The organism is Shinella sp. HY16 (genome assembly GCF_028534175.1).
GTDB lineage: Bacteria > Pseudomonadota > Alphaproteobacteria > Rhizobiales > Rhizobiaceae > Shinella.
This window is the reverse complement of sequence record NZ_JAHYXL010000003.1, coordinates 554070-566397: the sequence shown is the minus strand read 5'-3', so window position 1 is coordinate 566397 and position 12328 is coordinate 554070. Positions and strand designations below refer to the sequence as shown.

General features: G+C 63.4%; 15 protein-coding genes. 9 read left to right on the top strand and 6 right to left on the bottom strand.

The window, feature by feature from the left end; genetic code table 11:
• Positions 1-239: 239 nt before the first annotated feature.
• Positions 240-494, bottom strand: a complete 255-nt coding sequence (locus K0P03_RS29060; protein ID WP_272791394.1) for a WGR domain-containing protein — start codon at positions 492-494, stop codon at positions 240-242.
• 88 nt (positions 495-582) lie between these two features.
• The gene (locus tag K0P03_RS29055) at positions 583-1041 is read right to left on the bottom strand and encodes a MarR family winged helix-turn-helix transcriptional regulator (RefSeq protein ID WP_272791393.1); all 459 of its coding nucleotides are present in this window, start codon (positions 1039-1041) and stop codon (positions 583-585) included.
• Between the two features lie 81 nt (positions 1042-1122).
• On the opposite strand from K0P03_RS29055, the gene hmgA reads away from it, so the two are divergent.
• Complete coding sequence (gene hmgA / locus K0P03_RS29050) at positions 1123-2454, top strand: homogentisate 1,2-dioxygenase (RefSeq protein WP_272791392.1); 1332 nt, start codon at positions 1123-1125, stop codon at positions 2452-2454.
• A 2-nt stretch (positions 2455-2456) separates the two neighbouring features.
• Here the strand turns inward: hmgA and K0P03_RS29045 are convergent, their stop codons facing one another.
• Positions 2457-3017 (bottom strand): DUF2585 domain-containing protein, encoded by a 561-nt coding sequence (locus K0P03_RS29045; protein WP_023514381.1) that lies wholly within the window; start codon positions 3015-3017, stop codon positions 2457-2459.
• 115 nt (positions 3018-3132) lie between these two features.
• On the opposite strand from K0P03_RS29045, the gene K0P03_RS29040 reads away from it, so the two are divergent.
• Genes K0P03_RS29040 through K0P03_RS29025 form a run of 4 tightly spaced genes read left to right on the top strand, consistent with a single transcriptional unit; the run spans position 3133 to position 5490 of the window.
• Positions 3133-4149, top strand: a complete 1017-nt coding sequence (locus K0P03_RS29040; protein ID WP_272791391.1) for a fumarylacetoacetate hydrolase family protein — start codon at positions 3133-3135, stop codon at positions 4147-4149.
• A 4-nt stretch (positions 4150-4153) separates the two neighbouring features.
• A complete protein-coding gene (gene maiA / locus K0P03_RS29035; protein WP_272791390.1) occupies positions 4154-4798 on the top strand; it encodes a maleylacetoacetate isomerase in 645 nt (214 codons plus the stop codon).
• Between the two features lie 57 nt (positions 4799-4855).
• On the top strand, positions 4856-5095 hold the full coding sequence (locus K0P03_RS29030) for a type II toxin-antitoxin system VapB family antitoxin (RefSeq protein WP_272791389.1): 240 nt from the start codon (positions 4856-4858) through the stop codon (positions 5093-5095).
• The gene (locus tag K0P03_RS29025; RefSeq protein WP_272791388.1) at positions 5095-5490 is read left to right on the top strand and encodes a type II toxin-antitoxin system VapC family toxin; all 396 of its coding nucleotides are present in this window, start codon (positions 5095-5097) and stop codon (positions 5488-5490) included. Before K0P03_RS29030 ends, K0P03_RS29025 begins: the two co-directional genes overlap by 1 nt.
• Before the next feature lie 36 nt (positions 5491-5526).
• Here the strand turns inward: K0P03_RS29025 and K0P03_RS29020 are convergent, their stop codons facing one another.
• Both K0P03_RS29020 and K0P03_RS29015 read right to left on the bottom strand, forming a co-directional pair.
• Entirely contained in the window at positions 5527-7008 is a 1482-nt protein-coding gene (locus tag K0P03_RS29020; protein ID WP_272791387.1) for an NAD-dependent succinate-semialdehyde dehydrogenase, read from the bottom strand.
• 96 nt (positions 7009-7104) lie between these two features.
• A complete protein-coding gene (locus tag K0P03_RS29015; protein ID WP_023516500.1) occupies positions 7105-8382 on the bottom strand; it encodes a 4-aminobutyrate--2-oxoglutarate transaminase in 1278 nt (425 codons plus the stop codon).
• Positions 8383-8631: 249 nt separating this feature from the next.
• On the opposite strand from K0P03_RS29015, the gene K0P03_RS29010 reads away from it, so the two are divergent.
• Complete coding sequence (locus K0P03_RS29010) at positions 8632-9447, top strand: MerR family transcriptional regulator (RefSeq protein ID WP_272791386.1); 816 nt, start codon at positions 8632-8634, stop codon at positions 9445-9447.
• A gap of 53 nt (positions 9448-9500) precedes the next feature.
• Here K0P03_RS29010 and K0P03_RS29005 read toward each other — a convergent pair whose 3' ends face one another.
• A complete protein-coding gene (locus K0P03_RS29005) occupies positions 9501-9683 on the bottom strand; it encodes a hypothetical protein (RefSeq protein WP_272791385.1) in 183 nt (60 codons plus the stop codon).
• Here K0P03_RS29005 and K0P03_RS29000 point away from each other — a divergent pair.
• From K0P03_RS29000 to K0P03_RS28990, 3 genes are all read left to right on the top strand, one after another.
• Positions 9670-10515 (top strand): MetQ/NlpA family ABC transporter substrate-binding protein, encoded by an 846-nt coding sequence (locus K0P03_RS29000; RefSeq protein WP_272791384.1) that lies wholly within the window; start codon positions 9670-9672, stop codon positions 10513-10515. The genes K0P03_RS29005 and K0P03_RS29000 overlap by 14 nt on opposite strands.
• Before the next feature lie 83 nt (positions 10516-10598).
• Positions 10599-11669, top strand: a complete 1071-nt coding sequence (locus K0P03_RS28995; protein WP_272791383.1) for a methionine ABC transporter ATP-binding protein — start codon at positions 10599-10601, stop codon at positions 11667-11669.
• Positions 11650-12306, top strand: a complete 657-nt coding sequence (locus K0P03_RS28990) for a methionine ABC transporter permease (protein ID WP_272791382.1) — start codon at positions 11650-11652, stop codon at positions 12304-12306. Before K0P03_RS28995 ends, K0P03_RS28990 begins: the two co-directional genes overlap by 20 nt.
• Positions 12307-12328 lie beyond the last annotated feature (22 nt).

Here is a 12328-nt window from a genome sequence, read left to right as displayed (position 1 = left end):
GTCGAGAATCTCAAAGTGCGATTTCAAACCCATTTGCAGGTTTAAAACGCATTTAGACGCGATTCTGATTCCAGGGCAAGGCAAAAAGGGTTAACGCGCCCGTCACTGGACGGGGCTGGCACCCAATAATCCGGACTTTAGCCTATTGACCATCGGTCGCCTATCGAGGCCGCGCGATTCGGCTGGGGAAAACTCGAGAAAGTTTGCATTTTTCTTCCGGGACCGCCGAATCTGGTCCCTCAAGCCTCGACATAGCCCCGCCTGCGCCGAAGCGCGACCTGTCGCGCGAGCACCGTCTCTGCCTCCGCCAGCGAGGGATAGAGATTCAGCGCCTGCCGGCCGCGCGTACCGATACGGCCCCAGTGACGCAGCACCGCGACCTCGCCGAAAAGGGTCGGCTCCAGCGAGAGCATATAGAAGCGCGCCATGTTGCGCACCGCATCGATACGACGAAAACGATAGGTGGGCAGCGGGGGTGGGGACGTGTTGGGCATGGACGCGAGTCTGCCGAAGGTGCGAATCACCGTCCAACGAAAGATATGAATCGATCAGGGTCGATCGTTTCACAGCATTGATGTATCGTCAGTCCTTCGGCACACGACGAGCCGTCGGCACCGCCAGCTTCGCCTCGACGGCGGCAAGACCGGCCTCCAGCTGCTTCATCCCGCCGGCACCGAGAAGCCGGGCAAGCTCCCGCTCGTACTCCCGTGCCACCACGACCATTTCGCCATAGATGCGCCGCCCCGCCGGCGTCAGTTCGAGGTGCTCGATCCGGCGGTCGTCCAAATCCTCGCGCCGCTTCAGCCAGCGTTTTTCCTCCAGCGCCCGCACGGCACGCGACACCTTCGTCTTGTGCATGCTGGAGTTCGCGCCGATCTCCGTCGCCGTCATGTGCCCGTAGGCGCCGAGTGCGGCAAGCGCCCGCCATTCGGGCCGCGTCATGCGGTAGCGCGCACGGTATTGCGCGGCAAAGCGCTGGCTGACCAGCTCGGCGGCGAGATTGAGCCGATAGGGCAGGAATGTCTCGAGCTTGAAATCCATGGCGCGCCTTGATGGTTACAAAATGGACAGTTACATCTGTAACCACTTGAGGACAAGCGCCTTGCAAGAGGAGGACCAGCCATGTCGGATCATGCCGCCAACAGCCTGAAATACATGCCGGGTTTCGGCAATGATTTCGAAACGGAGGCGCTGCCGGGTGCCCTGCCGCAGGGCCAGAACAGCCCGCAGAAATGCAACTACGGCCTTTATGCCGAACAGCTTTCCGGATCACCTTTCACTGCACCGCGCGGCACCAACGAGCGCTCCTGGCTCTACCGAATCCGCCCAAGCGTGCGCCACACCCGCCGCTTCTCCAATGCCAGCTACCCACACTGGAAGACCGCGCCCTGCCTCGACGATCATTCCCTGCCGCTCGGCCAGCTGCGCTGGAACCCGCTGCCGGCGTCTGACGAGACACAGAATTTCCTTCAAGGTATCCGCACCATGACAACGGCCGGCGACGTGCTGACGCAGGTCGGCATGGCAGCGCATGCCTATACGTTCAACGCCGACATGGTGGACGACTATTTCTTCAATGCTGACGGCGAGCTTCTCGTCGTGCCGCAGCTCGGTGCCGTCCGTATCTTCACCGAAATGGGCATCATGGATGTCGAGCCGCTGGAAATCTGCCTCATCCCGCGCGGCATGATGTTCAAGGTCGCGCGCATCGGCGAGGGCGACACCTGGCGCGGTTATGTCTGCGAGAACTACGGCGCGAAATTCACCCTGCCGGACCGCGGGCCGATCGGCGCCAACTGCCTTGCCAATCCGCGCGACTTCAAGACGCCGGTCGCAGCCTATGAGGACAAGGAGACGCCCTGCCGCGTGCACGTCAAATGGTGCGGCAAGTTCTACGTGACCGAGATCGGCCATTCCCCGCTCGACGTCGTCGCCTGGCACGGAAACTACACACCGTTCAAATACGACCTCAGGGCCTATTCGCCGGTCGGCGCGATCCTCTTCGACCATCCCGATCCGTCGATCTTCACCGTGCTGACTGCGCCGACCGAGGAGGCCGGCACCGCGAACATCGACTTCGTCATCTTCCCGCCGCGCTGGATGGTGGCCGAGCACACCTTCCGCCCGCCCTGGTATCACCGCAACATCATGAGCGAATTCATGGGCCTGATCCACGGCCAGTACGACGCCAAGGAGGAGGGGTTCGTGCCCGGCGGCATGAGCCTTCACAACATGATGCTACCACACGGGCCCGATGCGACCGGCTTCGAGAAAGCCTCGAACAGCGAGCTTAAGCCTGTAAAACTCGACCACACCATGGCCTTCATGTTCGAGACGCGCTTCCCCCAGCAGATCACGAAGTTCGCGGCCGAGCTAGAAACCCTGCAGGACAACTATCTCGAATGCTGGGATGGGCTGGAACGCAAGTTCGACGGAACGCCGGGCATCAAATGACGTCAGCCGCCCTGCCAGGCCTTCACCGCCTCCAGCGGCCAGACGAGCATCAGGATGTTGAGCGCCAGGCCATCGCGGATGAGCCAGGTGGTGGTCGCCTCGAAGACGACGATGATCGCAACGCTCGCCCAGACGGGCAGGCGTGCCGCGAGGAAGAAGCCGACCACCATGGCGAGAATGTCCGCGCTCGAATTGATCACGCTGTCGCCGAAATAGTCGAGCGAGATCGTCGCCTCGCGATAGCGATTGATGATCATGTCGGTGTTTTCGAGGATTTCCCAGGCGCATTCCAGCACCAGCGAGAGAGCAAGCCGCAGTTTGAGGCTCGCCTTCTTCAGGAGGAACGTGAAGAGGCCGAAGAACAGGATACCGTGGATGATGTGGCTCGGCGTGTACCAATCGGACAGGTGCTGCGAGTTTTCCGAAGAAATCACCACGCCATGCCAGAGTTTGACATATCCGCACTTGCAGATGAGTGGCTGCCCCATCGTATAAAGGATGATGGCCGTCGCGCCGACGAAGCCGGCGACCAGCAGCAGGGAATTCAGCACCGTACGGTTCAAGACGGGATTTCCTCGGAAAAGCGATGCGCCGGAACGACCGGCGCACGAGGGTGGAGACAGGCGGCCGGAAGATGACACGATCGCACGGCCGGAAACAAGATCGGGAGTAGGACGCATGAAGCTTGCGACACTGAAAAATTCCACCCGCGACGGCCGCCTGGTCGTCGTCTCGCGCGACCTGACACGCTGCTCGGAAGTGGGGCATATCGCCCGCACTCTCCAGGATGCACTGGACGACTGGGAACATGTCGCCCCGCGGCTTGAGCGGGTCGCCGAAGGGTTGGAAACCGGTTCGCAACCGACCGCCCGCTTCCACGAACACGACGCCGCATCGCCACTGCCCCGCGCTTACCAGTGGGCGGACGGCTCGGCCTATGTCAATCACGTCGAACTCGTGCGCAAGGCACGCAATGCCGAAATGCCCGAGAGCTTCTGGACCGATCCCCTGATGTATCAAGGCGGCTCCGACAGCTTTTTGGGACCGCGAGACCCGATCCTTGCGGCGGATGAGGGCTTCGGCATCGACATGGAAGGCGAGATCGCCGTCATCGTGGACGACGTGCCGATGGGCGCGAGCGTCGAGGAGGCGCGGCAGGCAATCAAGCTCGTCATGCTCGTCAACGACGTGTCGTTGCGTGGCCTCATTCCGGGTGAACTCGCCAAGGGCTTCGGCTTCTTCCAGTCGAAACCCTCCTCGGCCTTCTCGCCCGTCGCGGTGACCCCCGCCGAACTGGGCGATGCCTGGGACGGCGGCAAGCTGCACCTGCCGCTCCTCGTCTCCCTGAACGGCAAGGCCTTCGGCAAGGCCAATGCCGGCATCGACATGACCTTCGACTTCGCCGAACTCGTCGCCCATGCCGCCAAAACCCGGCCGCTCGTCGCCGGCTCGATCATCGGCTCCGGCACCGTCTCCAACAAGCTTGATGGCGGCCCCGGTAAGCCGGTCGCCGAAGGTGGGGCGGGGTATTCCTGCATCGCGGAAATCCGCACCATCGAGACGATCGCCTCGGGCGCGCCCAAGACACCCTTCATGAAATTCGGCGACACCGTGCGCATCGAGATGAAGGACAAGACGGGCCACTCGATCTTCGGCGCGATCGAACAGACCGTCGAGCGATACGAGAAAGGCTGAGCCAGTGCACGACGAGATCATCCTCTTCGATTACTGGCGCTCATCCGCCAGCTACCGTGTGCGTATCGCGCTCGAAAGCCTCAGCCTGTCCTACCGGCGCGAATCCGTTGATCTCCTGGCCGGTCAGCAGCGTTCCGCGGAACACCGCGCCCGCAACCCGCAGGGCCTCGTGCCGGCCTTGTCGATCGACGGGCACGTCCTGACGCAATCGCTTGCTATCATCGAGTACCTTGCCGAAACGCGCCCCGAGGCGCGTTTCCTGCCCGCCGATCCGCTGGGTCGGCAGCGGGTGCGCACGCTTTCCTATGCGATCGCCATGGAAATCCACGCCGTCTGCAACACCGGCGTCATCGGCCATGTCATGACGCTGACGGCGGGAGAGGAGGAGACGCGCATCGCCTGGATGAAGAAGTACATCGGCGAAGGCCTTCTGGCCGTCGAAAAGCTCCTCGATGCCCCGGCGACCGGCACCTTCTGCCATGGCGACACGCCCACCATGGCGGATTTCTGCCTCGTGCCGCAGGTCTACAATGCCGAGCGCTGGGGCGTCGACCTGTCGGCCCTCGAACGGGTAAGACGCATTGCCGAAACCTGCCGCGCCCTTACTGCTTTCCAGGCTGCGCACCCTGACGCGGTCAAGCCGGCCTGATCTTTCAGGCAAGGTTCCGGTATGGTATATATACCCTCGACAGAGGAAGGATATACCATGCCGCTCTATGTGAAGGACCAGGAGGTCGACCGGCTTGCCGAACGACTGTCCGCGCTGCGCAAGGTCAGCAAGACCGAGGCGGTGCGGCAGGCTCTCGTCCATGAGCTGCAGCGCGTCGAGAGCGAACCGACATTGGTCGAGAAGGCCGTGGCCATGACAAGGGAACTCAACAGGAAGTACGCCCCCACTGGCCTCAAGGCCGACAAAGCCTTCATCGACAGTCTCTACGAGGATTGATGTTCCTCGACGCTTCAGCAATCGTCGCCATGATGACAAACGAAAGCGATGCCGCATCGCTGTCGGCGCGCTTGGCGGCCGCGCGTTCACCGACGACCTCGGCTATGGCGCTTTGGGAAGCGTCCGTTGCTTGTAGCCGGATTTTCCGACTTGAACCGAACGCCGCCCTGCGCGAGGTCGAGGCCTATATCCGGCTGTTTGATGTCCAGATCATTGCCATCGAGCCGGCAATCGCGGCAGCAGCCGTCGATGCATATCACCGCTTCGGCAAGGGCCGCCATCCCGCAGGTCTCAACTTCGGAGACTGCTTCGCCTATGCCTGCGCAAGGCAGCTCGATATGCCACTGCTCCACAAAGGCGACGACTTTCCGCAGACGGATATCGAGACCGCCTGAGGATCGCCCTGCCGAAGCGGGGCGATCCCGGTATCATCAGGCGACGTCGCCCATGCAGACATATTTCAGTTCGAGATAGTCGTCGGCACCATGGGCGGAGCCTTCGCGGCCGAGACCGGACTGCTTGATGCCGCCGAAGGGCGCAGCCTCGGAGGAAATGAGGCCGGTATTGACGCCGACCATGCCGTATTCCAGCGCTTCGGCCACCTTCCAGACCTTCTTGAGATCGCCGGCGAAGAAGTAGGCGGCAAGGCCGAACTCGGTGTCGTTCGCCTGCGCGATCACGTCCTCGACGGTGTCGAAGCGGAAGAGCGGGGCGACGGGACCGAAGGTTTCCTCCCGTGCGACCGTCATGCCGCGTGCGACGTTCTTCAGAACGGTCGGCTGGAAGAAGGTGCCCTTGCCCTCGACGCGCTTGCCGCCGGCCACCACGGACGCTCCCTTGGAGACGGCATCGGCAATATGCGCCTCGACCTTGTCGATCGCCGCTTCCTCGATGAGCGGGCCGATCGTCGTGCCCTTGTCGAAGCCATCGCCGACCGAGAGCTCGGCAACCCTCTTCGCCAGCTTTTCGGCAAAGACGTCATAGACATTCGACTGCACATAGAGACGGTTGGCGCAGACGCAGGTCTGGCCGGCATTGCGATATTTCGACGCCATGGCGCCTTCCACGGCCGCATCGATATTCGCGTCGTCGAAGACGATGAAGGGCGCGTTGCCGCCGAGCTCCAGGCTCACCTTCTTGATCTGGTCGGAGCACTGGCGCATCAAGATGCGACCGACCTCCGTCGAACCCGTGAACGAGATTTTGCGGACTTTCGGGTTGAAGCAGAGCTCCTTGCCGATCGCCGGACCGTCCGTGCCGAGAATGACGTTGAAGGCACCCGCGGGAATGCCGGCCTTTTCGGCGAGCACCGCAAGGGCAATGGCCGATAGCGGCGTCTGCTCGGCCGGCTTGGAAACGACCGTGCAGCCGACAGCAAGTGCGGGCGCCACCTTGCGGGCGATCATCGCGGCAGGGAAATTCCACGGCGTGATCGTGCCGACGACGCCGACGGGCTGCTTGATGACCAGCATGCGCTTGTCGGCTGACGGGGCGGGGATCGTCTCGCCGTTGATGCGCTTGGCCTCTTCCGCATACCACTCGACATAGGAGGCGGCGTAGAGGATTTCGCCCTTGGCTTCCGCCAGCGGCTTGCCCATTTCGGCAGTCAGGATCGCGGCCAGTTCGTCGGCATTCGCGATGATGAGGTCGTTCCACTTGCGCAGGAGGATGCTGCGGTCCCTCGCCGGGCGGGCGGCCCAGACCTGCTGCGCCGCATAGGCCGCGTCGATCGCCGCGGCCGTTTCGCCGGCGCCCATTTCCGGCAGTGTAGCGAGCTTTTCGCCGGTGGCCGGGTTGAAGACGTCGAAGGTTGCCGCGCCGTTTCCGCCGATCCAGTTGCCGTTGACATAACCCGCATCGCGCAGGAGATCGGTCGATGTCAGGTGCCGGGTGAGAGCATCGTAGAAAGCCATGGTGTCCTTCCTTTCGGACATGGAAGGCCGTTCACCCGGAGCTAGAGCTCCGGGTGCCGCCTTGGGAGGATGTGTTTCAGTGTTGCGCGGCGCCGATCAGGCGGCGCGGGCTTCGATCATCGCGCTTTCGAGAATGTCGAGCGCCTCGGCGAACACCTCGTCCTGGATAGTGATCGGCGCCAGGAAGCGGATGACGTTGCCGTGCACGCCGCAGGTCAGCAGGATCAGGCCCTTGTCGAGAGCCTTCAGACGCACCTTGTTGGCGAAGTCGGCGCTCGGCAGCTTGGTCGAAACATCGTTGAACTCGACGGCGTTCATGAAGCCCGGGCCGCGGATGTCGACAATCTCGGGAATCTTGTCCTGCAGCGAGGCAAGGCGCTGTTTCAGGCGCGCGCCGAGATTTTCGGCGCGGTTGCAGAGGTCCTCGTCCTTGATGACGTCGAGAACGGCATGGGCCGCCGCAACGCCGATCGGGCTGCCGGCATAGGTGCCGCCAAGACCGCCCGGGCCGGGCGCATCCATGATTTCCGCACGGCCGGTGACGGCCGCGATCGGGAAACCGCCACCAAGGCCCTTGGCCATGGTCATCAGGTCGGCCGCGATGCCGTAGTGCTCCATGGCGAACATCTTGCCGGTGCGGGCGAAACCGGTCTGGACCTCATCGGCGATGAGCAGGATGCCGTGCTGGTCGCAGATCTCGCGCAGCGCCTTCATGAAGGAAACCGGGACCGGATAGAAACCGCCTTCGCCCTGAACCGGCTCGACAATGATCGCCGCGACCCGGTTCGGATCGACATCGGCTGCAAACAGCTTCTTCAGGACGGAAAGCGACTGCTCGACGGTCGTGCCGTGCATCTCGACCGGGAAGGGCGCATGGTAGACATCGGCCGGCATGGCGCCGAAGCCGACCTTGTAGGGAACCACCTTACCGGTCAGCGCCATGCCCATGAAGGTGCGGCCGTGGAAGCTCCCCGTGAAGGCGATGACGGCCTGCCGGCCGGTGGCGGCGCGGGCGATCTTGACGGCGTTCTCGACGGCTTCGGCGCCGGTCGTCACGAAGATCGTCTTCTTGGCGAAATTGCCGGGGGTGATGGCGTTCAGGCGCTCGGCGAGCTCGACATAGTTCTCATAGGGCACGACCTGGTGGCAGGTGTGGGTGAAGCGGTCGAGCTGGTTCTTGACGGCCTCGATGACGCGCGGATGGCGGTGGCCCGTGTTGACGACGGCGATACCCGCAGCGAAATCGATATAGCGGTTGCCTTCCTTGTCCCAGATCTCCGCATTCTCCGCACGGTCGGCGTAGATCTGCGTGGTCATGCCGACGCCGCGCGAGATGGCGGCGTTCTTGCGGTCTGTAAGGGGCGTTGCGGTCATGGCGCTATCCTGAATCTGGAGGCTTCTGATAATGGAACGTTCGCGCGGCTCCGAACGCAAAGCCGCTTCGCGCTTTTTGCCGGAACCGCATTAACTTGCATTTTTTCTGCAAGTCTCAAGTGGAATTCCTACATTTTTTCTGCAAGAATGCAACGGGCATTTTACGGCGGCAATGCGACGGTTTTTCGAACCGGTCCGCGCCGCCGGAATGCTATAAAAGAACACTATACAGAATCAGGGATTGGCGCGATGGGTTCGCAAGAACCGGTGCACTACAAGGTGGCGGAGGCCGCGCGGCTCGCTGGCGTTTCAGCCTCCACGCTCAGGCTTTGGGAAACGCAGGGGCTGGTCGTGCCCGACCGCTCCGAAACGGGTCACCGCCAATACAGCGCTGAGGACGTCGCACGGCTGAAGCGCATCGCCTGGTACAGGACCGAGCGCGGCCTCAACCCGGCGGCTATCCGCGAAGCACTCGAGGCGGAAGAGCCAGCCAATGACAGTCCTGCCTCCGACGGCGACGCTCACCAGGGCGTCGGGCGCAAGCTGCGGAGCCTGCGCCACGCCGCCGGCAAGACGCTCGACCAGGTCGCCGGCGACATCGGCGTCGCGACCTCCGTGCTCTCCACCTTCGAGCGCACCTCGCAGGGTGTGACGTTCCGCGTGCTGCACGACCTTGCCGACTACTATGGCACGACCGTCTCGAAACTCTCCGGCGAGGAGGAGCAGGAAAACCGCTCGGTCGTCCGGGCAGGGGAGTGGAAGTTTTGGCCCGAGACCTCCCCCGGCGTCACCATCCAGGTTCTGGCCGACGGGCGCAACATGATGGATTGCCACCGTTTCGTGCTCGCCCCCGGCGCTTCCTCGGACGGTGCCTACAAGCATGAGGGCGAGGAATTCGTGCATGTCCTCTCCGGTCACATCGAAATGGTGCTCGACGGCCACGAGTTCCACGACCTCGGCCCCGGCGACAGCCTCTATTTCGAAAGCTGCCGGCGCCATGCCTGGCGCAACCGCCACGACGGCGAGACCGTGCTGATCTGGATCAACACGCCGCCGACCTTCTGAGCCGGCGTCCGGACGGACGGTGCCCGCTGCGGCACCCGACATAGTTTACAATTTCAGTAGAAAATATTTTCCGCTGCACCGCGATATCCGGGAGCGAAAATTTCCGTTTCCGCCTGCTCAATAAACCGCCATTCGTTGTCCATAAAAGCGGCATTTGCGATTTTGAGGGCAGAAACAACGATGTTTCGCAGTCGATCCTCCCAATCGCGAAAGCAGGCCAGCATGTCGAAAATCAACAAGAAGCTCCGCGCAAGCACTCTCTTCACCCGTCGCGCCGCACTCGCGGCCCTCGCGGTGGCAGCCGCCCTCTCCACCTTCTCGCTTCCCGCACCCGGCTTTGCCGAAGACAAGAAGGATCTCAAGGTCGGCATCATCTCGGGCGAGGACGAAGATGTCTGGCGCGTCGTCATCGCGGAAGCTGCCAAGAAGGGCCTCACCATCGAGGCGGTCGTCTTCAACGACTACACCCAGCCGAACGAAGCGCTTGCCCGCGGCGAAATCGACGCGAACGCCTTCCAGCATCTTCCCTATCTGGAAAACCAGGTCCAGCAGCACGGCTACAAGATCGTCCCGGTCGGCTACACGGCCGTTTGGCCGATCGGCCTCTACTCCAAGAAGCACGCCAAGGTGGCCGAACTTCCTGATGGCGCCGTCGTCGGCGTGCCGAACGACCCGTCCAACGAGGGCCGGGCGCTGCGCGTGCTCCAGAACGAAGGCCTGATCAAGCTGAAGGACGGCACCGGTATCCTCGCCACGATCGCCGACATCGCCGAGAACCCGAAGAACCTCGAGATCAAGGAACTCGATGCCGGCATCGTCGGCCGCTCGGTCGATGACCTCGATGCCGCGATCGTCAACACCGACTGGGCGCTCAAGAGCGGGCTCACCCCGGAAAACCGCATCGCGCAGGAGCCCGTCGACGAAAACCCGTACCGCAACTTCATCGCCGTGCGCGCGGAATCGAAAGATGAGGCCTGGGTCAAGCCGCTGGTCGAAGCCTACCAGAACGATGCCGTGAAGGCTGAATTCGACCGCGTCTACAAGGGCACGGGCATCAGCGCCTACTAAGGCCGCCATCCAACCAGCAAGACAGCCCGCGATGCGCCTTCGGCCGCCGCGGGCTGTCTTGTCGTTTCCGGAAGGGAACCGAAATGAACACCCATGTGACAAGACAGGCGGCCGAAGCCGTCGCGCGGCAGGACGATGTCGTGCGTCTCGCCGACGTGCGGCGCCGCTTCGGCACAACCGCCGCGCTCGACGGCGTTTCGCTTACGGTGCGCCGCGGCGAAATCCTCGGCATCATCGGCCGCAGCGGTGCCGGCAAGTCGACGCTCATCCGCTGCCTCAACGGCCTCGAACGGCCCGACAGCGGCAGCATTGCCATCGAAGGTCGCGAGATCACCGGCCTTGGCGAGGCGGATCTGCAACCGCTGCGCCGTCGCATCGGCATGATCTTCCAGCACTTCAACCTGCTCTCAGCCAAGACCGTCGAGGAAAACATCGCGCTGCCGTTGAAGATCGAGGGCTGGCCGAAGGCCAAACGTCTGGCACGCGCGGCCGAGCTTATCGAACTCGTCGGCCTCTCGGGCAAGGCGAAGGCCTATCCGTCAGAGCTTTCCGGCGGCCAGAAGCAGCGCGTCGGCATTGCAAGGGCACTCGCCGCAAACCCGGCGCTGCTGCTTTCCGACGAGGCGACCTCCGCGCTCGATCCGGAAACGACCCGGGCGATCCTCACGCTGCTGAAGGATATCAACCGCAAGCTCGGCCTCACCATACTGCTCATCACCCACGAAATGGAAGTGGTGCGCTCCATCGCCGACCGCGTAACGGTGCTCGACGCCGGCCGCATCGTGGAGGAAGGTCCGGTCTGGCAGGTCTTCGCGACGCCTCGGGCACAGACGACGAAGAGCCTTCTCAGCGGCATCCGCCCGCAGCTGCCGGCCCATATCGCCGAGACGCTGGTCGCGGACGTGGTTGGCGAGGCCATCCTCGGCGTCGATATCGCCGGCCCTGCCGCCACAGGCCCGTTCCTTCAGCAGCTTTCCGCCGCGTTTCCGGACGGCTACCGGCTGATCCACGGCGGCATCGACCATATCCAGGAACAGGCGGTCGGCCGCTTCTTCATCGCCGTGCCGGCCGAGGCCACTGCACGTTTCACAACCCTTGCAGAGCGCTCCGGCGCACAGGTGGAGGTCCTCGGCCATGTCGCCGGTCATGCTTGAACTGCTCGTCCGTTCGCTGTGGGAAACCGTCGTCATGACGGCGGCCTCCGGCGTCATCTCGCTCGTCTTCGGCCTGCCGCTCGGCCTTGCGCTGGTCGCAACCGCGCGCGGCGGCATTGCGGAAAACCTCTGGATCAACCGCGTGCTCGGCGCCGTCATCAACGGTTTCCGCTCCGTGCCCTTCATCATCCTGCTGGTCGCCCTCATTCCGGTCACGCGCCTCATCGTCGGCACGTCGATCGGCACCTGGGCGGCCATCGTGCCGCTCGCCATCGCCGCGACACCCTATTATGCGCGCATCGCCGAGGTGTCGCTGCGTGAAGTCGATCGCGGCCTGATCGAGGCGGTGCGGGCGATGGGCGGCAACCGCTGGACCATCGTGCGGGAAGTGCTGATCCCCGAGGCGTTGCCCGGCATCGTTGCCGGCTTCACCGTCACGCTCGTCACGCTGATCGGCGCCTCTGCCATGGCCGGCGCCATCGGCGCGGGCGGCCTCGGCGACCTCGCCATCCGCTACGGCTACCAGCGCTTCGAGACATCGGTTATGGTGGCGGTTGTCGCCGTGCTGATCATGCTCGTCTGCGGCATCCAGTGGCTGGGCGATCGCCTGACCGCCCGCCTCGACCACCGCGGATGAGATCCAGCACACCGGAAAACGG

What these genes read in the sequence shown, in the direction of transcription:
- K0P03_RS28990 (WP_272791382.1), top strand. Translation starts at nt 11,650, where the DNA reads ATGTCGCCGGTCATGCTTGAACTGCTCGTCCGTTCGCTGTGGGAAACC.
- K0P03_RS29040 (WP_272791391.1), top strand. Translation starts at nt 3,133, where the DNA reads ATGAAGCTTGCGACACTGAAAAATTCCACCCGCGACGGCCGCCTGGTC.
- K0P03_RS29060 (WP_272791394.1), bottom strand. Translation starts at nt 494, where the DNA reads ATGCCCAACACGTCCCCACCCCCGCTGCCCACCTATCGTTTTCGTCGT.
- K0P03_RS29010 (WP_272791386.1), top strand. Translation starts at nt 8,632, where the DNA reads ATGGGTTCGCAAGAACCGGTGCACTACAAGGTGGCGGAGGCCGCGCGG.
- K0P03_RS29015 (WP_023516500.1), bottom strand. Translation starts at nt 8,382, where the DNA reads ATGACCGCAACGCCCCTTACAGACCGCAAGAACGCCGCCATCTCGCGC.
- K0P03_RS29030 (WP_272791389.1), top strand. Translation starts at nt 4,856, where the DNA reads ATGCCGCTCTATGTGAAGGACCAGGAGGTCGACCGGCTTGCCGAACGA.
- hmgA (WP_272791392.1), top strand. Translation starts at nt 1,123, where the DNA reads ATGTCGGATCATGCCGCCAACAGCCTGAAATACATGCCGGGTTTCGGC.
- K0P03_RS28995 (WP_272791383.1), top strand. Translation starts at nt 10,599, where the DNA reads ATGAACACCCATGTGACAAGACAGGCGGCCGAAGCCGTCGCGCGGCAG.
- K0P03_RS29020 (WP_272791387.1), bottom strand. Translation starts at nt 7,008, where the DNA reads ATGGCTTTCTACGATGCTCTCACCCGGCACCTGACATCGACCGATCTC.
- K0P03_RS29025 (WP_272791388.1), top strand. Translation starts at nt 5,095, where the DNA reads ATGTTCCTCGACGCTTCAGCAATCGTCGCCATGATGACAAACGAAAGC.
- K0P03_RS29055 (WP_272791393.1), bottom strand. Translation starts at nt 1,041, where the DNA reads ATGGATTTCAAGCTCGAGACATTCCTGCCCTATCGGCTCAATCTCGCC.
- K0P03_RS29000 (WP_272791384.1), top strand. Translation starts at nt 9,670, where the DNA reads ATGTCGAAAATCAACAAGAAGCTCCGCGCAAGCACTCTCTTCACCCGT.